General features: G+C 33.5%; 21 protein-coding genes. 12 read left to right on the top strand and 9 right to left on the bottom strand.

Annotation, left to right across the window (positions count from 1 at the left end):
• Positions 1–226: 226 nt before the first annotated feature.
• The 3 genes from LX80_RS03540 to LX80_RS03530 are packed head-to-tail and all read right to left on the bottom strand — an operon-like array spanning position 227 to position 3,152.
• Positions 227–1,972 (bottom strand): tetratricopeptide repeat protein, encoded by a 1,746-nt coding sequence (locus LX80_RS03540; RefSeq protein ID WP_111293682.1) that lies wholly within the window; start codon positions 1,970–1,972, stop codon positions 227–229.
• A gap of 24 nt (positions 1,973–1,996) precedes the next feature.
• Positions 1,997–2,908: a PstS family phosphate ABC transporter substrate-binding protein gene (locus tag LX80_RS03535; RefSeq protein ID WP_170120368.1), complete on the bottom strand. Its 912-nt coding sequence runs from the start codon at positions 2,906–2,908 to the stop codon at positions 1,997–1,999.
• Positions 2,909–2,918: 10 nt separating this feature from the next.
• Positions 2,919–3,152, bottom strand: coding sequence for a hypothetical protein (locus LX80_RS03530; protein ID WP_111293680.1), 234 nt, complete (start codon positions 3,150–3,152; stop codon positions 2,919–2,921).
• Between the two features lie 302 nt (positions 3,153–3,454).
• Between LX80_RS03530 and LX80_RS03525 the strand changes: the two genes are divergently transcribed.
• Complete coding sequence (locus LX80_RS03525; protein ID WP_111293679.1) at positions 3,455–3,916, top strand: low molecular weight protein-tyrosine-phosphatase; 462 nt, start codon at positions 3,455–3,457, stop codon at positions 3,914–3,916.
• Positions 3,917–3,931: 15 nt separating this feature from the next.
• Positions 3,932–5,314 (top strand): histidine--tRNA ligase, encoded by a 1,383-nt coding sequence (gene hisS / locus LX80_RS03520; protein WP_111293678.1) that lies wholly within the window; start codon positions 3,932–3,934, stop codon positions 5,312–5,314.
• 90 nt (positions 5,315–5,404) lie between these two features.
• On the opposite strand, the gene LX80_RS03515 is transcribed toward hisS, so the two are convergent.
• Positions 5,405–5,782, bottom strand: coding sequence for a hypothetical protein (locus tag LX80_RS03515; RefSeq protein ID WP_111293677.1), 378 nt, complete (start codon positions 5,780–5,782; stop codon positions 5,405–5,407).
• Positions 5,783–5,927: 145 nt separating this feature from the next.
• Between LX80_RS03515 and LX80_RS03510 the strand changes: the two genes are divergently transcribed.
• The 4 genes from LX80_RS03510 (at position 5,928) to gldD (ending at position 8,984) form a co-directional block, all read left to right on the top strand.
• Positions 5,928–6,329: a hypothetical protein gene (locus tag LX80_RS03510; RefSeq protein ID WP_111293676.1), complete on the top strand. Its 402-nt coding sequence runs from the start codon at positions 5,928–5,930 to the stop codon at positions 6,327–6,329.
• 148 nt (positions 6,330–6,477) lie between these two features.
• Positions 6,478–6,906 carry a single-stranded DNA-binding protein gene (locus tag LX80_RS03505; RefSeq protein WP_111293675.1) on the top strand — a complete coding sequence of 143 codons (429 nt, stop codon included), beginning with the start codon at positions 6,478–6,480 and terminating at the stop codon, positions 6,904–6,906.
• A 96-nt stretch (positions 6,907–7,002) separates the two neighbouring features.
• Entirely contained in the window at positions 7,003–8,352 is a 1,350-nt protein-coding gene (gldE, locus tag LX80_RS03500; protein WP_245897954.1) for a gliding motility-associated protein GldE, read from the top strand.
• Positions 8,353–8,378: 26 nt separating this feature from the next.
• The gene (gldD, locus tag LX80_RS03495) at positions 8,379–8,984 is read left to right on the top strand and encodes a gliding motility lipoprotein GldD (protein ID WP_111293674.1); all 606 of its coding nucleotides are present in this window, start codon (positions 8,379–8,381) and stop codon (positions 8,982–8,984) included.
• A gap of 59 nt (positions 8,985–9,043) precedes the next feature.
• On the opposite strand, the gene LX80_RS03490 is transcribed toward gldD, so the two are convergent.
• Positions 9,044–9,856: a hypothetical protein gene (locus tag LX80_RS03490; RefSeq protein WP_170120367.1), complete on the bottom strand. Its 813-nt coding sequence runs from the start codon at positions 9,854–9,856 to the stop codon at positions 9,044–9,046.
• Between the two features lie 437 nt (positions 9,857–10,293).
• Between LX80_RS03490 and LX80_RS03480 the strand changes: the two genes are divergently transcribed.
• Entirely contained in the window at positions 10,294–11,133 is an 840-nt protein-coding gene (locus tag LX80_RS03480) for an endonuclease/exonuclease/phosphatase family protein (RefSeq protein WP_111293671.1), read from the top strand.
• Positions 11,134–11,166: 33 nt separating this feature from the next.
• On the opposite strand, the gene LX80_RS03475 is transcribed toward LX80_RS03480, so the two are convergent.
• Positions 11,167–12,270: an acyltransferase family protein gene (locus LX80_RS03475; RefSeq protein WP_111293670.1), complete on the bottom strand. Its 1,104-nt coding sequence runs from the start codon at positions 12,268–12,270 to the stop codon at positions 11,167–11,169.
• Positions 12,271–12,450: 180 nt separating this feature from the next.
• On the opposite strand from LX80_RS03475, the gene LX80_RS03470 reads away from it, so the two are divergent.
• The 5 genes from LX80_RS03470 (at position 12,451) to LX80_RS03450 (ending at position 20,058) form a co-directional block, all read left to right on the top strand.
• Positions 12,451–13,125, top strand: a complete 675-nt coding sequence (locus tag LX80_RS03470) for a response regulator transcription factor (RefSeq protein ID WP_111293669.1) — start codon at positions 12,451–12,453, stop codon at positions 13,123–13,125.
• Positions 13,122–14,390 (top strand): sensor histidine kinase, encoded by a 1,269-nt coding sequence (locus tag LX80_RS03465; protein ID WP_170120366.1) that lies wholly within the window; start codon positions 13,122–13,124, stop codon positions 14,388–14,390. The genes LX80_RS03470 and LX80_RS03465 overlap by 4 nt, the downstream gene beginning before the upstream one ends.
• Positions 14,391–14,662: 272 nt before the next feature.
• Entirely contained in the window at positions 14,663–15,958 is a 1,296-nt protein-coding gene (locus LX80_RS03460; RefSeq protein ID WP_111293667.1) for a TolC family protein, read from the top strand.
• Between the two features lie 28 nt (positions 15,959–15,986).
• Positions 15,987–16,898 carry an efflux RND transporter periplasmic adaptor subunit gene (locus LX80_RS03455; RefSeq protein ID WP_146250364.1) on the top strand — a complete coding sequence of 304 codons (912 nt, stop codon included), beginning with the start codon at positions 15,987–15,989 and terminating at the stop codon, positions 16,896–16,898.
• Positions 16,899–16,932: 34 nt separating this feature from the next.
• The gene (locus tag LX80_RS03450; protein WP_111293665.1) at positions 16,933–20,058 is read left to right on the top strand and encodes an efflux RND transporter permease subunit; all 3,126 of its coding nucleotides are present in this window, start codon (positions 16,933–16,935) and stop codon (positions 20,056–20,058) included.
• A gap of 295 nt (positions 20,059–20,353) precedes the next feature.
• Here the strand turns inward: LX80_RS03450 and LX80_RS03445 are convergent, their stop codons facing one another.
• The 3 genes from LX80_RS03445 to LX80_RS03435 all read right to left on the bottom strand — a co-directional run bounded on the left by LX80_RS03445 (position 20,354) and on the right by LX80_RS03435 (position 23,598).
• On the bottom strand, positions 20,354–20,914 hold the full coding sequence (locus LX80_RS03445) for a DinB family protein (protein ID WP_211307690.1): 561 nt from the start codon (positions 20,912–20,914) through the stop codon (positions 20,354–20,356).
• A gap of 200 nt (positions 20,915–21,114) precedes the next feature.
• Positions 21,115–21,450, bottom strand: a complete 336-nt coding sequence (locus LX80_RS03440; protein WP_146250363.1) for a hypothetical protein — start codon at positions 21,448–21,450, stop codon at positions 21,115–21,117.
• A gap of 354 nt (positions 21,451–21,804) precedes the next feature.
• Entirely contained in the window at positions 21,805–23,598 is a 1,794-nt protein-coding gene (locus tag LX80_RS03435; protein ID WP_111293663.1) for a restriction endonuclease, read from the bottom strand.
• Between the last annotated feature and the right edge of the window lie 520 nt (positions 23,599–24,118).

Genomic DNA, 24,118 nt, shown 5'->3' with positions numbered 1-24,118 from the left:
TGCCACTTGATATTTTTTTTAATTTATATCAAAAAAACAAGGAAGGTTCATAAACTTTTCATGTACACTGGTGTAAGTTTACTTTAATTTTCGGTAACATGAGAAGCGGAAAAACTTTTGATTTAATTAACTAAGTAATTTCCGTAAAAGAGTTTTACACTTGCGTGAAAAAAAATAAGGGACAGATAAACTGTCCCTTACCTTCCCAACATAAATTTTATAAATACTAATTTTTAGTTCCACCGGCGCCGGCAGCGGCTTTTGTGCCCGTACTGTCAGAAGCCGATTTTTGGAATTTCAAATTATCCTTCATATTCTTTTCAATCACTGATCTAATTTTAAGCATTTCCGGATCATTTGGAATTAAGGCCAAAATTTTATCGCATATATCTAAAGCCTTGGCATAATCTTTAGCACGGTCATTATAATAACCCATCATGTAATAATAGTCAATTACAATGAAGCGTTGATTTTTTACGCTATCCTTCATTAAATAATCAATTTGTTGTTGTAATGCCGGGATAGCAATACCGGGGTTGGTAGTTGTATCTAAAGCTTTAGCAGCCATTACATTGAAATAATAACCTTGTGGTTTATCGGGGAATGCTTTAATGTAATTAGCGGCAACTTCCATTACTTTAGGATAATCAGCAGCCTGATATGCTACATTCGATATGTTATAATAATCATATTCACTCCAAGTACCTTTTAAAGCTTGCGCCTTCAAAAGCCAATCTAATTCAGCTTTATAATTTTTTGCTTTTGCCATTAAATCGGCAGCCTGCGTCATATAATTAATTTTATTCACTTTTGAGGTATCGGTTTGAATGGCAGCATCAATGTATTTCACTGCATCATTGGCACTTTCCGGAAACTTAGAATAAATTTTAACTGCTAATTCATAATCGGCAGGTTTAATTTTATCAGTAGGTTCTAATTTAAAATATTTTTCAATATTTTGTTTAGCTTGGATAGAATCACCCAATTTGTAGTAGTTGTATGCATACAACAAATTTAATCCGGGTAATTGATCGGTACTGCCGCCAATTGATTGTTGAATTTCTTTTTCTTTAGCCAATGACTCTTGATACTTACCTGCTTGATACAAATAGTCAGCTAAATAAAAATCATTTTGTGGATCTTTATCAGCATACTTAATAAACTTGTCTAAGTTTGTTTTGGCCATATCCACATTCCTGTTCTTATAGTATTCAAATAAAGCCAAATATGTATCAGGGAAAGTTGGGTCAACATCAATGGCTTTTCCAAATGCAGGCATGAAGGCATCTTCATTATTCTGACTTAAATAAACCATTCCAATTCTATAATAAGCCAAAACGTTTTTAGGATCAATATTCGTAGCTTGTTCAAATGCTTTTACGGCTTCACCACCATTTTCACCACCTAATTTCAAATAGCAAATGCCCATGTAAACATATACCATTGAATTTTTAGGATCGAGAGCTGCTGCTTGTTTTAATTTTTCAATGCCATATTGGGGGTCACCAATTTTACTGCCACCATCGGCATTAGCACGTCCAATGGCTTCTAAAATTTCAACACTTGGTTCGCCTTTGTGTTTACCTTTTGTTGGGGTTGTAGCTGTAATGGCTTGCTCAAATTTTTGTTTAGCAGCATTAATATCGCCACCTTCCAGCAAATCAATGTGTGCAACACCCACCCAAATAAGTGGTTCATTAACGCCGTCTGTTAAGGCTTTTTGGTAAACTGCTTTTGCAGCTTCCATTTGTGTTTTACTTACTTCATTTCCGCCAATTAAAGCCTGTCCGTACCAATATATGGCTTGTGGATCTTTAGGTTTACTGTCGTAAATTTTCTTTAAAATATCAATAGCGGATTGTACTTTAAACGATGAGTTTAAATCATTAATTCCATCGGCCATTGATTGGGCCACCAGGCCGTTTACAACCAAAAAGGCTGCTACTAGCAAAGTAATTGTTTTCTTCATCATGCTTTAAGTTTATTGTGGTTGTGTTTACTCTTCAATTTGACTTTTTCGGTTTACCAAATCCATTTTTGCGGGTGCTAAACCACCGCTTCTAAAAATTAATTGGCCACGTTCTAAAGTCATAAAATTTTTAAATCCTGTACCTAATGCTACTGCATTTTCTTTTAAAATATAGTATATAGGTCGGGTTAACGGATACTGCCCGTAAGTAATACTTGCTTGCGATGGTTTAACAAATACATCTTTTTCACCACAAGCTGTGCATTCAACCAAACCTAATCTAATTTTTTTCAAGTTGGCCACTTGTTTGGGTTCGTTAGGGTTACCCACCCAACTAATTCCAACAAAACCAATTGCATCATTTCTTTGCTTAATTACCGATACCACTGAATCGCTTCCATTTGTCGCCATTACATTTTTACCAAAAGGTGCTCCATGTAATATGGTATCTTGCAAATAGCGAACGGTACTTGTTGCATTGGTACCATCCATTACTACCGGAATATTTTTTTGACCCGAAAGAATGGCTTTTAAATCCTTTAAAGTGAAAACACTGTCCGGATTATTTTGATTTACAATAATGGCAACACCATCAAAAGCCATAATACCAAATAATGGTTTAAAGCCTAATTTATTTAAATAAAAAGAATCTTCTTGCTTATTTAAACCACGTGCCACAATAATCATGCGCGTACTATCGCTCATTAAATCTTTAAAACAATCTACTTCGGGTTCGTATTTTGCTATAATGTGTGCATTAGGGTAAGATGATTCGTACACTTTAATTTGTTGCTCAATAACGGGTTCAAAACTTTCATCTACACTAATATGTATAGTTCCGCTGGATGGAGTATCGGTAATAACATGTTCATTTTGCGGCTGCTGACAAGCACCCCATAACAAACTTAAACCTAACAAACCGCAAACAATCCTATTCATGAACATCTACTTAATACATTTTCTTAATGCCTCTATACATTCTAAAGCCACCATACAATAAACATACCGAACCTAAAAAATAGCAAAACACATCGCCTAAAGCTATAATTTGGGGTATTTCCCAATGTTTACCTCCAAACAAAATTATTGCCATTCCTATGTACAATAAAGCCATAAAAATATCGCGAACCGAACTTAATATGATAAAGTTTTTTCTACGCTTTTCTCGAACAGGTTGCTCCATTAAATGACTTTTATTATTATATGGGATGGGCAATTTATAGAATAATTCCTTTTAGAGGCATTAAAAACCTATAAGAATTTTCTAAGAAAATTTTAAGAAAGGGTTTTAATGTCCATAAAATGCCCGATTTTACTTGTATAAGAAGCTATTAAACATAAATTCCATAAAATATATTTTGTTAAAAATAACTTTACATGGATTGGACTTTTTTGTTGGAATTACACTCCAAAACCTTATTCCGGGTATGCATATATCCAATTGTTTAAAACTCAAAAACAGGCAGGGCATGTATATTTGCACCCATGAAAATACTGATGGTTTGTTTGGGAAATATTTGTAGAAGTCCATTAGCAGAAGGAATTTTGCAACACAAGGCTAAAGCAGCCGGTTTAAATTGGGAAGTGAATAGTGCCGGAACAGGAAATTATCATATTGGTGAAGCACCGCATATACTTTCGCAAAAAGTGGCTTTAATGCATGGAATTGATATAAGCCAACATAAAGCTCGACAGTTCGTGGCAAATGATATGTTGATATATGATTTGATTTATGTAATGGATAATGATAATTACAAAGCAGTAGCACAAATAAGTAAAAAGCATTTTGATGCCCACAAAACAGATTTAATTATGAATGTGTTATTCCCTAACACCAACACAGAAGTTCCGGACCCCTGGTTCGGCACTGAGCCTGATTTCTTAAAAGTTTATCAAATGTTAGATGCGGCTACAGATGCCATTATTGAAAAATACAGCAACAAATAATTATAAATAATTTATATGAATAAACCCACCCTGCCACAAGGCACCCGCGATTTTAACGCTTCCACTATATATAAACGCAACTATATTTTCAATACCATTCGCAAAGCTTTTCAACTTTATGGTTTTGAGCCGCTTGAAACACCTGCTATGGAAAACATTGATACCTTAATGGGCAAATATGGTGAAGAAGGCGACAAATTAATTTTCAAAATTTTAAATAATGGATTAGATAATCCCGCAAAAAAAACAGAAATAACAGAGGCTTTTAATAAAGTTTTAAACGGAAAATTAACCAAACAAATTACAGAAAGGGCTCTACGTTATGACCTTACTATTCCCTTTGCCCGCTATGTTGCCATGAACCATGGACAACTAACATTTCCCTTTAAACGATACCAAATGCAGCCGGTATGGCGTGCAGACAGGCCCCAAAAAGGCAGATACAGAGAATTTTATCAATGCGATGCCGATATTGTTGGAAGCACTTCTTTACTAAATGAAGTTGAATTGGCGCATTTGTATGCGCATGTTTTTAGATTGTTGAACTTACCCGTTACCATAAAAATAAACAACAGAAAAATTTTAGCCGCCCTTGCAGAATTATGCGGCGGTGCAGAAAAACTTATTGATATTACAGTTGCTATTGATAAGCTGGATAAAATTGGTATAGAAAAAGTAAAAGAAGAATTACAACAAAGGCAATTAACTGCAGCTCAAATTGAAATAATTGCAAAGTTCTTATCCATACAAGGTAGTAACCAAGAAAAAATACAAGCATTGCATAACACAATTGCACATATACCTTTGGGAAAACAAGGCATTGAAGAACTGGAATATATTTTAGCACATCAACAAAGCAATAACCCACTACCGTTAGAAATAGATGTTACTTTAGCAAGGGGCTTAAATTATTATACAGGCACCATCTTTGAAGTAAAAGCCAATGAATTTGCCATAGGAAGCATTGGCGGCGGCGGACGTTACGATAATTTAACAGAATTATTTGGTGTTGCCAATATGCCCGGCGTAGGTATTTCATTTGGGGTAGATAGAATTTATGATGTATTGGAGGGCTGCAATCTTTTCCCCCCACAAATTAGTAGCGGCAGCATGGTTTTGTTTTTTAATTTGGGACCTACAGAAAGCAATCGTGCTTTTGAACTGTTGCAAAATTTACGTGAGCAAGACATTAGCGGCGAAATCTATCATGAACCAAGTAAATTAGATAAACAGTTTAAATATGCTGAAAGAAAAGGCATACCCATTGTTATAATAATAGGCAGCAAAGAATTAGCAGAAGACACCTGCACCATTAAACAATTAAAATCGGGGCATCAAACTACCATTGCCCAAAAAGAATTACTTAATTACTTAAGTAACTTAATTACAAGTTTATAATAAACAACCACAATGTAAAAAAGCGACTTTCATTTTAATAAGTCGCTTTTTTCTTATAATAATGTTTAAGAAATAAAATCGTAATAGGCACTATGCACTGGGGTTAGAAACAGCAGTAACTTCTTCTTTCTTTCCCTCTAAATGATAACCCATAGCATCAATAATAACCGCTTTTATTTTATTTTTTTCATCGCGTTTAAATACAACAATGCCTTGAAATGAAACTAATGCAAACGAATCTTTACCTAACTGTTGTAATACGGAAGTACCCACGTCGGAAGTCATGCTTAACCCTGTACTGTCTAATATTACCTCAACTTGTTCCACAACACTTCCATCAGGAAAGGTGTATTTGCCAATTAATTCTTTAAATACTGTATCCGTAGTTACAGGTAACTGTTGGCTTTGTGCTTTTGATACAAAAAATGTAGCCCCAACAAATAGCAGAATGAATAGAGATGCTTTCATTTTTTTAGCGGTAAATTACGATTTTATCCAATAAGTTAAAACTTACCATAGAAATTAATTTTAAAACAAGCAATAAGCATCTAAATTTTAAGCTACTGATTTTCTATTATGGCATGATTTTTTAAAGTAGTAACAAAAATTAACTATGAAAGCTGCTCGAATATTGGGTTTTATATTACTGCTCTACTGGTTGCAAAGCTGTTCGCATACAGTTCATCCTGCCAAAAACATTCCTTCAGCACCTCACCCCGCTCCGGTTGCTTTTATTGTTGTGGATGGTATGGGCAACATTCGTACCCCCAAAAACCAATTACCTATAACCGTGGCACAAAAAGCAAATTATACTGCAATAGCCCGTGCATTTACCCCCAATCAACGCAAAAACCTGCTTTATAGGTTTAATACCATTCCGCCAAGAGTTATTTATGTATCCCCGGCTTACACACGCCAATCATTAAAAGGAACATACTGCATTTACAAGAAAAAATTCTGGTATTGGCAACACGCAGATGGGCTATTTTACCTTGACGAAACCTATTACCAATAACCCCCAAATGGGAACCCCTAAAATGTGAAAAATTTTAACAGCATTTATATTTCAACAAACTAAATAATTGATTAATTTTAATCTATTCATTCATGATTGATAACGGGAATAAGATCAACTTTTGCACTTACGATAAATTTTTAATTGTATGAGAGGCGTTAATAGAGTAATGCTCATTGGCAATTTGGGGAAAGACCCGGATTTACAAGTGTTAGATGGAAACATAGGTGTAGCAAAGTTTCCCTTGGCCACTACCGAAACTTATAAAGATCGGAATGGTAAATTAGTATCGCAAACGGAATGGCACACTGTTGTATTATGGCGTGGCCTGGCAGACTTAGCTCAAAAATACTTGCACAAAGGCAGTCTTATTTATGTAGAAGGCCGTTTAAGAACCCGCAGTTGGGAAGATAAAGAAGGTAATAAAAAATTCGCTACCGAAGTAGTTGGCGATAATTTAATCATGCTGGATAAACGCGCCGAGGGTCATAATACCCACAATTCAGATAATACCGATGGTTTTAATGGTGATGATATGCCACCCATGATGGATTCGGGTGAAAATATGCCCTATTAATTTTTACAAACCGAAAAACAATACTTTTGTAAAAAAGGAAGTTATGTTTATTTTTAAAAATAAGTGCTTCCTCATTATTCATTAAAACAAATTATTTTGGACCATCACCCGGTATTTCTTTTATTTCCTTTACTAAACGCCGCAATTCCGCAAGGCAGTATAGCATTGCTGATTTTACTGTTCATTTTATTAATCATATCATTTTTTGTAAGCGGTGCCGAAGCGGCTTTTTTTTCTTTGAAACAAAAAGATATTAATCTGCTTAAAACAAAACAAACTCCTTCTTACAAACGCATTATTCATTTATTAAGCGAACCTAAAAAACTATTGGCATCATTATTAATTGCCAATAGCTTCATCAATATTGCCATCATTATCATTTTTAACATTGGTATTGACCAGTGGATAACCACCTACCAACCCAATTTTTTTATTGCCAATGCATGGATTGAATTTATTATTAAAGTAGTAATTGTTACAGCCGTATTACTATTGTTTGGTGAAATAATGCCGAAAATTTTAGCTACACAAAACAATATTCGGTTTGCTAAAGAAGTAGCCCCATTTATTGAATTTGTGCATTACATCTGTAAACGCTTAAGCAATGTTTTAGTAAAGTATTCAGATGTTATTGAAAAAAAACTCAGTAATAAAAGCGGTAGCATAACCAGCGATGAATTATATCAAGCTATTGAAATTACCAAATCGGGTACCAGCGAAAATGAAAAAAACATTTTAAAAGGCATTATTAAATTTGGCAACATTACAGTAAAACAAATAATGAAAGCCAGATTAGAAGTGCATGGCGTTGACTACAACATGGACTTTCATTCCTTATTACAATCTGTTGCCGATAATAACTATAGTCGTGTGCCTGTTTATAAAGAAGATTTAGATGAAGTAGTAGGCATTTTACGCACCAAAGATTTATTACCCTATTTAAATGAAAACGAAAATTTTGAATGGCATAAATTAATATCGCCGCCTTATTTTGTACACGAACACAAAATGATTGAAGATTTATTGCACGAATTTCAAGCTAAACGCATTCACTTTGCCATAGTTGTTGATGAATTTGGCGGCACCAGTGGCATTGTTACTTTAGAAGATATTTTAGAAGAAATAATTGGTGATATTAAAGATGAATTTGATGAAGAAGAATATGGATACAAAAAATTAGATGAAAACAATTACATATTTGAAGGTAAAATAATGATTAACGATGTTTGCAAAATTATGCAACTACCCGTTGATACTTTTGATACTTTAAAAGGTGAAAGCGACTCATTAGCAGGGTTAATTTTGGAAATTGCCGGTGATATTCCTAAAAAAGGTCAAGTAGTGAGTATTCCCGGTTTCGACTTTATGATACTAGAAGTTGAAAAAACCAGAATTAATAAAATAAAAGTTACCATTACTAAAGTAAAAGAAGATGAGATAATTTAATTAATTACCCCATTTACCCCAACAAAATGCTTTCAAAAAAACTACATTCATTTATCCTGTTTATAATAATATGCACCATTGCCGTTTCTCATTTCAGCTGCAACAGTCCCTTTGTACCAAAACCCAGAGGCTACTTTAAAATTCATTTTCCTAAACATCAGTATCAACTATTTAATCAACCCGGATATCCCTACACATTTGAATATCCCGTGTATGCTAAAGTGGTGAAAGACTCTACTTTTTTTGGCGAGAAAACAGAAAATCCCTGGTGGATAAATATTGACTTCCCTCAATTCAATGGCCGTATTTATGTTAGTTACAAAACCATAGGACCCAATAATTTTCAAAAACTGGTTAACGATGCATTTACATTAACCAATAAACATAGCGAAAAAGCCTATTCTATTGATGATTCATTAATGGTAACACCCAATGGTGTACATGGTATGTTTTTTAAAGTGGGAGGAAATGTAGCAACAGCCAATCAATTTTTTTTAACTGATTCTACACATCATTTTCTACGCGGGGCATTATATTTTGATGCTACACCAAATCAAGATTCATTGGCTCCCGTTAATCGTTTTTTAGTGGAAGACATGAAACATTTAATCAACACCTTTAAGTGGAAGTAGCAACAGTCATTTATTTTCTTAAATAGTTTGTGTAACATGATAAGAAAATGAAGTATTGATTATTTACCCAGTTTTTCTAATTCTACATTTAACATCCTTAAATCTTGTTTCATTAAATTAATGTACGATTCTAACTGATCATACATATTGGCACGATTAGACAATTGTTCGGCCGTATAGGTACCACCGTTACCGAAATATAAAGCATACACCTTTTCTTTTTGCTGTGGTTTCTTTACAGCAATTTGGCCAAAACTTACCCATTTATTCACTAACTGCTCTCTCAATGAAATTTCATTTTTGCCGGGTTGTTTGTAGTTTAAAAAATACCAAACAGACGAAGGAAAAATAGTAGAAACGGCTGGCCCATTCCAAATATCACGCAGTGCATTACGCGGATGATAAAATTTTACTTTTTTATTTTTAGTTAAAATAAGCACACCCAATGTTGCTTCAGCTAATCCTGTACCAATTCCAATGAATTCGGTTGCATTTCCTGAATGTCCATTAATCAACAATATGCCGGCACTTATAGCCCCTAATGCATCAAAAGCAATAGTACCAACGGTTAGTTTTGTTTTGGCATCATCTATTTTCCCCATTAAATAATTGCCTACCTGATCAGCTCGTTCCTCCTCACAGTCCATTTCACTGGCAGTTGAAGCTACTTCTAAAGAAGCTATATTAATACGTTGCTGAATTTGTTGTTCCAGGCTAAGTATATTCAATTGTTGCTCAGTAGTATAATTGCTTTTTTGTTGCATTTTCAGTTGAAACAATTCTTCCAACTTGGGTAAAATACCTATTGCATTAGCCGCATTTAATGAAGGGAGCGTAAATCTTTTTAAAATTGCTGAATCTAATTGCAGCATATATAAAGGCTTCGGCATTTCATTTTCAGTATAACTATAAGGTGCCTCATGATTGCAATTACTTGTTGTAGTTAAACTATTGAAATGCGTTTTGGTATAAACCGTACAACTTACCAACAGAAAGGATAAGCAAATGGAGAATAAATTTTTTTTGAAAAAATGAAAAAAGAAGGAATGCATACCATACTCATTTAAAACTTTACTGTAATGCCCAATCAACCGTTAACCTAACGGTAACCCAAGTAAATAAAGTACAAAGATAAAAACTATTTTTAATATAAGACTTGCCATTGTAAACAAACTTCAAAACATGAATGCGTGAAATTATACCGGCCAAATTGATTTGAAATACCAATAAAAATTTTACTTTCAAGTAACCTAACAACAAGGAAGATTCAGCAAAATTAAAAAATGATTTAAACATTAATTGTGTAGCAATGCAAAAGATAATTTTAATAAACATTTTATTTCTAACATCCATGTTTGTAAATGCACAACAACTTACAGTTTTAACTTATAATGTTCGGTTAGATTTGGCTTCAGACGGTATAAATGCATGGAGTAATCGTAAGGATTTTTTTGCCGGTCAATTACGATTCTATGAGCCCGATATATTTGGCGTGCAAGAAGCTTTACCCAATCAGGTGAAAGATATTGCAAAAGCCCTGCCGCAATACGAATATGTTGGTGTTGGACGCGATGGAAACAATACCGGAGAAGCTAGTAATATTTTCTTTAAAAAAGATCGCTTTAAAAAATTACAATCAGGAACATTCTGGTTATCGGAAACACCCAATAAAGTATCGAAGGGTTGGGATGCAGCCTATAACCGCATTTGCACCTACGCATTATTAATTGACCAATTCAATCAAAAACAGTTTTGGGTATTTAATACTCATTTAGATAATGAAGGTGTTGTGGCTCGTGAAAAAGGCATTGAATTAATAGTTAGAAAAATAAATGAGCTGAACAATAAACACCTGCCCGTTATTTTAACCGGCGATTTAAATTCTGTACCTACGGACTCTGTAATTACATTCTTAAATACAAAATTTATCAATACACGTAACGCATCACAACAACCTCCTTTTGGGCCTGAAGGCAGCTTCAATAACTTTCAATACAACCAACCTGCCACTCAATTAATTGATTACATTTTTATTTCTAAGAATAGCCCTTTCAACGTAAACAAATATGCCATTTTTAGCGACGCAAAAAAATTACATTATCCGTCTGATCATTTCCCGGTATGGGTACAATTACAATATAAAAAATAAAATAATTATTTATAACAGCTATAGTTTATAAAATTATTCCTGCGAAGCATTCCTAGTTTGTAACCACTTACGCACAGGCTCGTCGTAACATTTTAGAGCAACAAAAGCAATAGTAAGTGCAATAAAAAAAACTATTATACCCATTCCTAATGATTGTAAATTAGAAACTTTATGGTCGTGTACCCAAGCTGTGTACCAATAAATAAGGGGATAGTGTGTAATATACAAGGGATAAGAAATATTTCCTAACCATTGACTTAATTGAAGTGTTCTTTTATTTTGAATACTCCCGCCGGCTCCCAAAAACACAATGAAGGGGAATAAAAATACAATAGTGAGAGATTCATACAAACCATTTTCCCAAACATGTAAAGTACCGCCAATTCTTGGAATGCTTAACAGAATGATTAATAATACACTACACCAAAAAAAGGCATTTTTTATAAAAACTAATGTAGAGGTTCGATATAATAATAAGCCGGCAAAAAATGGATACATCACTCTTGTAAAGCCAATTCTTAATTGTTCCGGCTCTAACGACCATCCTCCAATCAAATCCCCCGAATGATTCGTTATAGAAAAATGAATTAAAGCAATTCCGGATACTAACACAAGCACACTTAACCAAAATTTTGAAAACCTTCTAACAAGCAAACCATAAAATATATTTACTATGTACTCATAAAACAACGACCATGCCGGCCCATTTAATGGATAGGTTTCAGACCAACCACGTATGTCCATTGACGGCGGTATCGGTATCATGAAAAAACCAATAACCATTACTAGCATTACTTTCCAAAAAGGCAGTGTGGCAATTCCGGGCCATAAATTAGATGCTTGAAAATAAAAGAAAACAGCACCAATAAACATACCCATAACAACCATTGGCTGTAACCGTTGTAATCTTTTTCGAAAAAAACCTGCTATGGTTAATTTTTCCCATCTATCGTCGTAAGCATATCCTATTACAAACCCGGAAAGCAAAAAGAAAAAATCAACTGCTAAATATCCATGATTAATGATTTGAGTAAGGGGAGAAACAGCATTTGCTTCAAACAAATGAAATATTACTACCATGCATGCGGCTACGCCGCGCAAACCATCTAAAATGGTAAAATGTGTTTTGGTTACCATTTAATAAAACTAATTGAAACATGGCAATAATTCAAAAAAGGAAATATACTCCTTGCAAACAATTAAACAGCAAAACAAAGTCAGTAACGGAGTGAATTAAGGAAAATACCTACATTTAAACAATGAAAAAATTTTTGTTCGAATCTATACAGCACTTTAAAAGTGAAAATTGAATAGCAGATGAAAATATTAATTATAGAAGACGAACAGGAACTTGCCAATAATATTGCCACTTATTTAAAAGAGCAAAATTATCAATGTGAATTAGCATTGAATTATCATGAAGCAGTTTTGAAAATTGAAATTTATGAATATGACTGCATCTTACTCGATTTAATGTTACCCGATGGTGAAGGTTTGCAATTATTAGAAATTTTAAGAAACCAATCCAAACAACATGGCATTATTATTATTTCGGCAAAAAATACAGTGGAAGCAAAAATAACAGGCTTACAACTGGGCGCGGATGATTACCTGGCTAAACCTTTTCATTTATCGGAATTAGGAGCAAGAATATTCTCAGTTATTCGCAGAAATCATTTTGGAAGTTCTAACCATATTCATTTGAATGAGTTGGAAATTGATTTATTAGCTAAAACAGCCAAGGTTAAAGAACATACGGTACCATTAACCAAAAAAGAGTTTGATTTATTACTTTTTTTAATTGGCAATAAAAATAAAACTATTTCTAAAGCAGCATTAGCAGAGCATTTAAGTGGCGATATGGCGGATATGCTGGATAATTATGATTTTGTTTATTCACACATCAAAAATTTAAAAAAGAAATTGGCCGAAGCAGGATGCAATGATTACATTAAAACAACCTATGGTATGGGTTATAAATGGGAGTCATGAATAGATTATTGAATAAAACATTGGTTTATTATTCATTTTCAGCTATCATTATTTTATTGCTAAGTGCACCCTTTATATACTACACATTAGAAAAACTATATAAAGATGATGTAGATGAGGCTATTTTATTGCGAAGTGATGAATTTACAAGAAACAATGAACCTACGCTTAAAATTACTGACATACCCACATGGAACAGGTTTAACAGAGATACACGCATACTACCCGATACAGTGAAAAGCAAACCCAAAAACAATATTATTCAACAAGTATTTTTAGACACATTGGTACCCGAATGGGAGCCCTACAGAGTGCTATACAAAGACGTGAGCATACAAGGCAAACCATTTGTATTAATGATACGCTTGAACTTAGTAGAGTCAGAAGATTTAATACGTACCATTGTTTGGATTTATTTGGGCATTTTATTTGTTTTATTATTGGTTATATTTTTTATTACCCTGTTTATTTCTAACAAACTATGGTATCCTTTTCACGACACCTTGAAAAAAATTGAACAGTTTAGTATTGAAAGCAATCAAATGCCCGCTTTCAAGAAAACGGGAATTAAAGAATTTAATCAGCTCAATAAAAGTTTAACCAAACTTATTCAACAAACCTTACAATCATTTGACTTACAAAAGGTATTTATACAAAATGCATCGCATGAATTACAAACGCCATTGGCTATTTTTCAATCGAAGTTAGATTTATTAATGCAGGACAGTCATTTACAAGAACAACAACTAAATATTGTACACTCGTTATATGAATCTGTTTCCAAATTAAAAAGAATTAATAAGAATTTATTGTTATTAGCCAAAATTGAAAATAACCAATTTATAGAAACATCTTCCATCAGTATTAAAGAAATCATTGAAGAGGTTATACCCTATTTTAGTGAGCAAGCCATTGGCAAAAACATTACAATACATACCGAACTTAAAAATAACTTAACCATTCAATGTAACAAAACCCTTATTGAAATATTAATTCACAATTTATTTTTAAATGCGGTGAGACATAATATTTTAAATGGCAGCATATATATAAACACAGAGAACAATCGATTTACGATTATTAATTCCGGAATAAACGCGCCGCTTGATACCAGTATAATTTTTGAACGTTTTAAAAAAGGTTCAAAAAACCCAAAAAGTACAGGCTTGGGCCTTGCCATTGTAAAAGAGATTTGTATAAGAAATGGCTGGCAAATAGATTATAAGTTTAAAAATGGCATGCACTGTTTTATACTGGTATTTTAAAATTCAGAAAATCTCCAAATTCTATCTTGTAACTTAGCCCACTTAGAGTAGCATTTTAAGTCCAGGTTCAATTAATTTATTTAGCTGAAAAAATCTATGGCAGATTTATGTTTTTTAAAATGCATTCATAATGATTTATTGATTGTTGAAATCTGTTTAGTGGATCAATAAAAAGGCATTAATTTAACCAAAATTTAAAATTGCAACTCAGTATATTATCAGTGCTATCATTTTATACATCAAAAAACGGATAGCAAATTAATGAATAGGCCATGAAAAAGATTGTTGTACTCAGTTCTTTTGTATTTATTTTTATTAGCAATATTGTTTACGGGCAAGAAAATTTATCGCACTTTATTGAAGTAGCCTTACAAAATTCACCATTAATAAAAACCAATGGCCTGCAAACACAAGCCAATCAATTAGAGGCTAATAAAATAGTGGCATCCTTACAAAAGCCAATTATTGGCACTTCTTATAACTATTTGTTTGCACCCATGTATGCCAATGACCCCTCTAATACAGGTTTGAAATTAAATCCACCCAAAACCATTAACGACTATTATGGCTATGATTTATCGGCTACTAATGGAGGACTGTATCAAGCTTTACTCACCATTCAACAACCGCTTTTTAATAAACAAAGAGTTCAGGCGGTAAATAATCAGTTAGCTATACAAAATCAAATCGTCAATAACAGTTCTGTTTTAAGCAATCATGATTTAGAAAAATTTGTAACAGACCAATACATTATTTGCCTACAGGATATTGAACAACAAAAAGCCATTCAAAACATTCAATCTGTTATTCAAAAACAAATACAAATTACCCAAAAACTTTCTGCTGGCGGTTTAGCAAGGCAGGGTGATTATAAAGTTTTAGAAATAGAATTAGAACAACAAAATACCAATTTGCAGGCTTTAAAAAACAGTTATAAGGCACATTTATTGCAATTGTATAGCATTTGCGGAATTAATGATAGCACTATTGTTGAGCTTGCACCCTTAAACCTTCAAATCTCCTCTGCACTAGACAGTTATCAATCCGGTTTCATTAAGCAATTTCAATTAGACAGTTTAAATTTAACAGCAGCACAAAATATTTTTAATACACAGTACAGGCCTATTGTAAGTTTATATTCCTCTGCCGGCTTAAATGCCGTGTATTTGCCCACAATATATAAACGTTTAGGATGGGAAGTTGGCATTATGGTTACACAAAGAATATTCGATGGGCATCAACGAAAAATGAATGATGAAAAAACCAAAATATTACAGCAAAGCACTGCCATAAATAGCCAATTTTTTGTTCAAAAAAATGAAAGTCAAAAAAAATCATTTCTCCAAGTTATACACTCTGCTGATGAACAAATAGAAGCAGTGCAAAAGCAAATAAAAGATTATGATAACCTAATAAATTATTATCAAAATCAAATCATTAACGGACAAGGTTCTGTAATTGATTATATTACTATTTTACGCAGTAGTGCAGCTTTACAATTAAACATTGCAACCCTGCAAACCAACAGACTACTTGCTATTAATAATTATAATTACTGGAACTGGTAATTTTTTAAAATTAAACTCTTTCATAGCAATGAAACATGCTATTATCGCTGCAACGTTTTTAAGTTTTATTGCATTGGCCTGTAACCATACACAAGTCAATGATGAAACCATCACTCCTCGTTCAACTGTAACTACTACAACTATTAAAAACGGTATTATGGTCCAAACCGATCGTTTATCGGCAACAGCAATGTATTTGCGAAGAAATACCGTAGCGGCTCCTGTGGCAGGTTATGTATATAGTACCCACGTTAACTTTAACGACCATGTAAAAAAAGGCCAACTGCTGTATATACTCGAAACCAAAGAAAGATTTGTTTTGGGTAATTCCGTAAATAATGATATTAAAGATAAAAATTACGGACTAATTAAAGTATATGCACCCATAAGTGGCGTAATATCAACCATTCCACAATCACAAACAGGCGTATTTGTAATGGAAGGCAGTGCACTTTGTAATATTGTTGATCCAACTAGCCTTTATTTCCAAGTGAACATTCCTTACGAAGATGAAAAATTTATACAAGACAACTTCAACTGCGATGTAATTCTACCCGACAAAACCGTTATTCATACACACCTTGAAAAACCAATCATTCAGGCAAATACCGGGCTACAAACCATTCCTTATATGGCTAAGCCTATCACAAATAAATACATACCCGAAGGTATTATTGCAACAGTTCATTTAGTAACCTACAAGAATAATAATGCCACCATGTTACCCAAACCTGCTGTTTTAAGTGATGAACGTATGTTAAACTTTTGGGTAATGAAATTATTAAATGATTCCATAGCGGTAAAAGTTCCTGTAATGATTGGTGCACAAAATGATAGCCTGATAGAAATTAAACAACCTCATTTTACACAACAAGAAAAAATTCTGGTTTCAGGTAATTACGGATTAAGCGATACGGCATTGGTAAAAATATTACAATAAGCCAATTTCTTGTATTTAAACACCACAAGGCTTTATGGAACAATCTAACTATTTTAAAAAATATCGGAAACCATTTTTATTCATTGCATTATTGCTTATTGCTTTAGGCTTATTTACTTTCAGTAAAATGCAAACAGCATTATTTCCCGAAGTAATGTTTCCTAAAGTAAAACTAATTGCCGATGTTGGTTCTACACCCATTGATAGAATGATGATTACGGTAACTAAACCATTGGAAAGTGCCGTTAAACGTGTTAAAGGGGTTACCGTTGTTAAAAGTGTTACAAGCCGGGGAAGTTCCGATATTCAAATTTATTTTAACTGGGGAATTGATGTTGACGATGCACGTTTGCAAATTGAAAGTCGCATTAATGAAATTAAAAACCTATTACCGGCAGGCACCAATATTGCCATTGAAGGTTATAACCAGTCATTGTTTCCGGTATATGGTTTTACATTAGAAAGTAAAAATGAAAGTGTAGGATTAATTGGCTTACGCGATTTAGCAATGAATACCGTACGGCCACTCTTTTCTCAAATTGATGGCATTTCAACCGTTATTTTACGTGGTGGAAAAGCCAAAGAATTTGAAATTATTCCCAATGTAATTAAAATGTCGGCGTTAGGTGTTACGCCCGATACTTTAATTCAACTTTTTCAACAAAACAATTACGTTTTATCGAATGGAAAAATTTCTGACTTCAGGCGTTTGTATTTAACCCTTACTGACAATAGAATTAACAGTACAGAAGATTTACTAAATGTTGTAATAAAAAATACTCCGCAGCGAATTGTAAGGCTACGCGACTTTGCTACGGTAGAGCTGCAAGAGCAAACCGAATTCAACATTATTAATACCAATGGCCACCAAGGTGTAATTGTTGATTTAGTAAAACAACCCGGCGTTAATCTTATTCAGTTTGCTAAAAATGCCGATGCAAAAGCTGCAGAAATCAATGCTTTATTACCTAAAGGCATTTCATTACGCCCATACTACAATCAATCTGCTTTTGTAAGTGATAGCATTAACAGTGTTATTCATACCATTTTAGAAGGTTTGTTATTGGCTATATTAGTAGTCATTATTTTCTTACGATCATGGCGTGCAAGCACCGTAGTAATACTTACACTACCTGTTACATTAGGCTTCACATTAATTGCATTGGGCCTAGCCGGCATTACCATTAACATTATGTCGTTAGGTGGAATTGCCGCTGCAGTAGGCTTGTTTATAGATGATATTATTGTAATTATTGAACAAATTTATCGGGTACATGAGGACAATCCTAAGAAAGACAAATTTGAAGTGGTGAAGGAAGCTATAAAGGATTTGTTTCCTGCCATGGTGGGTTCCTCATTGAGTACTATTGTTATTTTCTTACCATTTGTATTAATGGGCGGATTAGCCGGTGCTTTCTTTAAAGAATTAGCCAAAACCATGGAACTAACTTTGGTATGTTCCTTCTTTGTTACATGGATTGTTACTCCGGTTTTACATTTATTAATTGGTTATCGTCCACACAAAGGCAGCCACGTTCATACCGAACAGGAAAGTTTAAATCAATACAAATGGTTAACCCAATTATACACCAAACCTTGGCTCGCTATTCTATTTCTATCCATACTTTTATTCGGCGGATGGTATGCTTCCGGAAAATTACAAACCGGTTTTTTACCGGAATTAGATGAAGGCACAATTGTATTAGACTATTTTTCACCCAGTGGAACTGCATTGGAAGAAACAGATAAGCTTTGCCAAAAAATGGAAAAAATTATTCTGGCCAATCCCAATGTGGCCAGTTATTCAAGGCGTACCGGATTACGTCTTGATTTTAGAAATGTGGCGCCGAATTACGGTGATTACTTAATACAATTAAAAAAAGATAGAAACAAGAAAACTACCGAAGTAATAGATGAATTACGAAAAAGCATTGCCTCCTCTGTTCCGGTAATGCATATTGAATTTGGGCAACGCATACAAGATTTGTTGGGAAATTTAATGAGTACACCCAGCCCAATAGAAGTAAAGATTTTTGGAGACAATCAAAAAGAATTAGAATACCTCGGACGTAAAGCCGATACCATTATGCAGCATACGCAAGGCTTAGTTGATGTATCCAATGGAATGATTTCAGCAGGCCCTACCGTAATTATTTATCCAAATGATGTGAAATTGGCACAATATGGTATATCACTGGCTAGCTTTCAAAAACAACTCACCATGTACACGGAAGGCATTGTATTAGGCGATAATGCCAATGTAACAGAACCTTCACCTGTACAAGCATCTATGCTGGGTAATCTGCAAGTAGGGCAAATACAAGATGGAGAACAAATGCGAAAAATTCGCTTACGCGTTACCAACTATGCTGATAATGATATTGATAAAATAAGAAAGCAACTTATTTTTTTACCGGATGGCACTTTAAAACCACTGTCATTTTTTTGTACCGTACAAACCGAAAAAGGCGAGATTGATTATAAGCGCGAAGATTTAAAATCATGTGTGGTACTTACCTCACGCTTATCCAATCGCGATTTGGGAAGTGCTGTGAACGAGCTGCAAAAAAAGTTCGCACAACAACTCAATCTACCCCCCGGTTACTATGTAAACTTTGGAGGCGCCTATGCTGAACAACAACAATCATTTAAAGAGTTACTGACCATTTTAGTAGCAGCCTGTTTATTGGTATTTACGGTATTATTGTTTTTATTTAGAGAATGGATACTATCATTCCTTATTTTATTCATATCCATACTTAGTATTCCGGGTTGTTTATTTGCATTGTATGTTACACATACTCCTTTAAATGTGAGTAGTTATACCGGAATAATTATGATAGTAGGTATAATTGCTGAAAATGCCATTTTTACCGTCAATCAGTTTTTCTTCAACATGAAAGATTCTAATGGCAATGTAGATGAATCGGTAAATTATGCATTAGCATTAAGAATAAGGCCTAAATTAATGACCGCTATAGGAGCCATATTAGCATTAATGCCATTGGCATTAGGTATTGGCATGGGTGCACAAATGCAACAAGCCCTGGCCATTGCCGTAATTGGCGGTTTCATAACGGGGATACCTTTACTGTTATTTGTATTCCCAACTTTTTTACGGCTACTGTATAATTTTTATGCAAGAAGAGAGATGAAATAAAAATTGGGATTATCGGCGAATTGATGAAAGGCTTAAATTCAATTAGCTTTTTAATATGAATTATTGAAAATGCTAACCGGCATATTTAATCATTTTGTTATTGGTTAATTAAGATAATAAATAGCTTACCAATTTGAATGAATGAGGGTATTTATTTGTACCGTTGAAAAATATTTCTCTGTAAACTTTCCTTAATCTCACTTTGCTTTCAGTACGCTGGAATCATTTGTTGTTTTGTATCCATGAAAGGATTGATTTTTAGTCAACCTATTTTAAGGAGAAACCATAAAATTTTTCAGACAGCTTGTTTAGCAAATATTACAATCTGACCCAAATGATAAGCATCATGTTGAATAATACCATGTATAAGTTCGTAGTAAGTCATATTACCGGGCGTATATACAGTGTCAAAATCTTCTTGCCGAAAATTATTCAAAAAAGAAATCCATTCATTCTGTGAATCTTCAAGTCGTTGTAAGGTCTCATTCCATGCTCGTTCTGAGGTATCAGTAACCGGAACAATATAATTATTGGCAGGCGTTGCTATGTTCACACCTCTCATTTTATCCATAACAGCATATCGCCAAGAAATGATATGATTAACAATTTCCCAAATTGTATTGCAATTTGCTAAAAAACGTGTAGATGCTTGTGTTGGGCTGATATTTTGTAATGTTGATTTCAAATTGATTCCCAACCAAGGCTCTCCATCGTAAAGTTGTTGATAAAGATGTATTATTCTTTCTTTTTCATGCATCATATCCGGATTGTATTTCATCATTAAAGATATATTTAAAACATGTTCAGGTAACTCATTGTAAAAAAATACTTTGAAGGCTTCTATTGAAACGTTCAAAGTATGCTTTTTTTTCCTTTCTTCTCTCCGAAATGACGCAATAGGAAATTATTGAAAAAATTGAATAGCGTTACCCAAATTTAAGCCTAACATATTATTTATTTCCCAAGATATTGATTTAGGGCAACAGACGCACACATCTTTCTTAATAACACTTAAAAGAATCGGCAGCTATAAAAATTGTCGAATTATTGGTTGATTCAATAATAAAATGACAAGTTCTGAGCAGTATCTATCTGATACGACTTTAATTGCTCCAAGCTAAAAGTCTTTGTAGTAAAATTGGTTCCTGAAATAACAATAAAGCCATCACTTGTAACCGTCAATGAAGTGCCACCCGATGAGATTATGCTATTGCTCGATTGATTGAATACAAAAATGGTGGCAAAAGTGTAAGGCTTGTTGGGTGATATGCCCAAATCCTTTTCTAATCGCAAAGCGGTAAGCTGTGCTTGAGTTAAATTCGTGGTTGATTTTGTACAAGAAAAAAGAAATAAAGACATGGACAAAGCCAATAGTAAAGTCATTTTTTTCATAATATATCAATTTTAAATTTTTCTATTCTTTGGAATACAAGTATAACTAAATTATTCCAATTATATACATTTCTAATAAGATTATTTTTTTAATATTTTATTAATTAGACTTTTTAAAAGGAAAATCATGATTTGACACCAAAGATTAAATATCAGATATTCAAATCTTTATAGCCTATTTTATTATCATTCCCCACACTCTATTGAACTTTAAATAGTATGATTATTCACAATTTGGGAATAAGGAAAAAAGCATTATTAATTTATAGGCTTACATAAGCTGCAAATTCCGCTAATTTACAACCTCATTGTTGACAATAAACATTTTAATTATTGTGCTTTTATACCGAATTATTATAATTGACCAGATTGCAAGCGCTTAGCTTCAGCTAAATCGATTCTGGCTTTTTGTCCATGTTTTTCTAAGAGGAAAAGCAAATTATTTCCATTTAGTAGTGTCAATGGTTTATTCTTTGCAAACTCATATGCATCAGGTCCATAATCTGCAGTTGTTACAAGTATGCCCTTTGTTGCACCTTCATTCATTACAGTACCATATAAATCTCTGACCGCAGCAACACCAACGGTATTAGTATATCGTTTGGCCTGAATAACAATTTTACCCCCACGAATTGGATCAGGGTCAAACGCAACCGCATCTACGCCACCATCACGACTTGCCTGTGTTACCTTAACTTCACCGCCATTGCTACTAAATTCTTTTTCAAAAAGTTCTCTCAGTAGATGCTCAAAGTCTTCCCAATCCATCATAGCAAGATTATAGCCTTCTTCTAATTTATTAGAAACTTCATATGACGTAACAAATCTTTTATCCGCTTTATTTATTTGCATCAATGGTTGTATAGCTGTTATTCCACTTAATTTACTACTACCAACACCTTTTAAGTTTTTAAAGCAAGATTTCGGATCAACATTTCCAAGTTCAATTTCCATGAACTCTTCTTTCCTTGTTTGAATAGATATGATACAATTATTAGTTTTCTTTCCTGTTGCTTTATTAATTGTTTCCACCCATCCGTTGAACACCAAAATATCAATTGCATTAGCCTTGTCGGCTTCAAACAATTCATGAAGTGTCCTGAGACAGATATTATAAATCGCGGTGTCATACATCTTCGAAAATTGAGTATCTGAAATGTATGATTCTTTCAATTCGTTTTTTGCTGCTAAATATTTCACTTCTAATAGTCTCGGAAAATGTTCTGGAGCCGGCAAAGTATATTCAACAATGAGCATTCGATTTTCTCCATTGTATTCTAGCTCAAAATCCTTAGGAAACGAATCTGGATATTCGGAATTATTTAAGACCAATTCACAATATTCAAGAACCGCATTAGTATCACATTTAAAATAAAGTTCTTTTAAGTTTTCAACTTTTTGATTGTGTATTTCTTGATTTTTATAGTATTCTTCTTTTTGCCTTTGCCACTCTTTTTCTAATTGATCATATTTTTGAGCAATTTCATTCTTTTGTTTTTCTATTTCAAAAAGAATAGCATTGTATTCGTCATCAATTTTTTTGTTAAATTCTTCTGTTTGATTAACAAGTTGTTCCCATTCGCTAATTGCGTTTTTATACATCATACTAGCCTCATAAAGTTTCTTTTCCCTTCTTGATTTAATTAATTTGTCAATAAAAGAGAGTTGTGGTTGAAAATGCTTTTCATCTGGTTTATTCGGAATACTTTTATGAGGCGGTTTTTGTGGTAAGGGAATTTTCTTAATTTCCTTATCAAGTTGATTTTTGGGATTGGGAATTTTAAATTTCTTTTTGTCTTTTAAAGAATCCCAATCTACGGTGTCGTCAATGCCAAGTGTATGTTTTAAAATGTTATCTATTTTTTCTAATTTCTCATGAGCATCATTTGTCAATTCTTCGGCAATTTTTTGATTCGCTTCTTTGGCCGCTAGAGCCTCTTGTTTATCCAGTCTTTTTGACCATTGCTCGTCCCACTTAGTAAATTGAGCTTCAACTTTCTTTTTTAAAATCCAACTGTCCTTGTCTTTTAGAATGCGATATGTATCTAACCCAATGTGCCGGATTTCAGCAACATATCTTACATCGTAGCTTTTTGTGTACTCTTTAGAGATGTTAATCTCGTGTAAGTCGTCAAAATTTTTCGCCATATGAGTTTAATTTTTTTCTATTACCATTATTAACGTCTCATAAACCTACCCAACATTACAAGTTGTAATTTTCTAGGTTAAAAAATATTGGTAATTACATTATCAATTAGCTAGGCCGGTTTTGCGAAGCTCTTATACGTTTTTACAAGCTATCATTAAGCAATCGCGAATACAAAAACACACTTACATCATTTTAATCAAGCCTATACAGCTTTACAAGGCCAATTTACAATCCCTTCAACTTAGATTAACCGCAACCTATATTAAAATAAAAATATACATTTCACTTTCACCATCCAAAAATTTTTTATATCATCTCCCTGCCCTAACTTATTTTTCTACTACCCTTCTCCTACCCTGCTTCGGGTCAACAGCGTTGCGCAACGCTGTTGAGTGGGACTTGTCTCGAATTTGCCTGCTTTCAGTTACTAATAAAATTGGCTGACTACCGAAAAAAATGGCTGTTTAACACAATAAAAAACGGCCTTCCATTGTTTAATTAGGCATATACCCTGCCCAT

The sequence above is a fragment of the Hydrotalea sandarakina genome (assembly GCF_003254115.1).
In the GTDB taxonomy this organism is placed as follows: domain Bacteria; phylum Bacteroidota; class Bacteroidia; order Chitinophagales; family Chitinophagaceae; genus Hydrotalea; species Hydrotalea sandarakina.
Note: the sequence above shows the minus strand (reverse complement) of the source record. Positions and strands in the feature narration are given on the sequence as shown.

What these genes read in the sequence shown, in the direction of transcription:
- LX80_RS03440 (WP_146250363.1), bottom strand. Translation starts at nt 21,450, where the DNA reads ATGAAAAAAATGACTTTACTATTGGCTTTGTCCATGTCTTTATTTCTT.
- hisS (WP_111293678.1), top strand. Translation starts at nt 3,932, where the DNA reads ATGAATAAACCCACCCTGCCACAAGGCACCCGCGATTTTAACGCTTCC.
- LX80_RS03490 (WP_170120367.1), bottom strand. Translation starts at nt 9,856, where the DNA reads ATGCTGCAATTAGATTCAGCAATTTTAAAAAGATTTACGCTCCCTTCA.
- LX80_RS03525 (WP_111293679.1), top strand. Translation starts at nt 3,455, where the DNA reads ATGAAAATACTGATGGTTTGTTTGGGAAATATTTGTAGAAGTCCATTA.
- LX80_RS03455 (WP_146250364.1), top strand. Translation starts at nt 15,987, where the DNA reads ATGAAACATGCTATTATCGCTGCAACGTTTTTAAGTTTTATTGCATTG.
- LX80_RS03435 (WP_111293663.1), bottom strand. Translation starts at nt 23,598, where the DNA reads ATGGCGAAAAATTTTGACGACTTACACGAGATTAACATCTCTAAAGAG.
- LX80_RS03480 (WP_111293671.1), top strand. Translation starts at nt 10,294, where the DNA reads ATGCAAAAGATAATTTTAATAAACATTTTATTTCTAACATCCATGTTT.
- LX80_RS03475 (WP_111293670.1), bottom strand. Translation starts at nt 12,270, where the DNA reads ATGGTAACCAAAACACATTTTACCATTTTAGATGGTTTGCGCGGCGTA.
- gldD (WP_111293674.1), top strand. Translation starts at nt 8,379, where the DNA reads ATGCTTTCAAAAAAACTACATTCATTTATCCTGTTTATAATAATATGC.
- LX80_RS03515 (WP_111293677.1), bottom strand. Translation starts at nt 5,782, where the DNA reads ATGAAAGCATCTCTATTCATTCTGCTATTTGTTGGGGCTACATTTTTT.
- LX80_RS03540 (WP_111293682.1), bottom strand. Translation starts at nt 1,972, where the DNA reads ATGATGAAGAAAACAATTACTTTGCTAGTAGCAGCCTTTTTGGTTGTA.
- LX80_RS03470 (WP_111293669.1), top strand. Translation starts at nt 12,451, where the DNA reads ATGAAAATATTAATTATAGAAGACGAACAGGAACTTGCCAATAATATT.
- LX80_RS03530 (WP_111293680.1), bottom strand. Translation starts at nt 3,152, where the DNA reads ATGGAGCAACCTGTTCGAGAAAAGCGTAGAAAAAACTTTATCATATTA.
- LX80_RS03505 (WP_111293675.1), top strand. Translation starts at nt 6,478, where the DNA reads ATGAGAGGCGTTAATAGAGTAATGCTCATTGGCAATTTGGGGAAAGAC.
- LX80_RS03535 (WP_170120368.1), bottom strand. Translation starts at nt 2,908, where the DNA reads ATGAATAGGATTGTTTGCGGTTTGTTAGGTTTAAGTTTGTTATGGGGT.
- LX80_RS03465 (WP_170120366.1), top strand. Translation starts at nt 13,122, where the DNA reads ATGAATAGATTATTGAATAAAACATTGGTTTATTATTCATTTTCAGCT.
- LX80_RS03450 (WP_111293665.1), top strand. Translation starts at nt 16,933, where the DNA reads ATGGAACAATCTAACTATTTTAAAAAATATCGGAAACCATTTTTATTC.
- LX80_RS03510 (WP_111293676.1), top strand. Translation starts at nt 5,928, where the DNA reads ATGAAAGCTGCTCGAATATTGGGTTTTATATTACTGCTCTACTGGTTG.
- LX80_RS03460 (WP_111293667.1), top strand. Translation starts at nt 14,663, where the DNA reads ATGAAAAAGATTGTTGTACTCAGTTCTTTTGTATTTATTTTTATTAGC.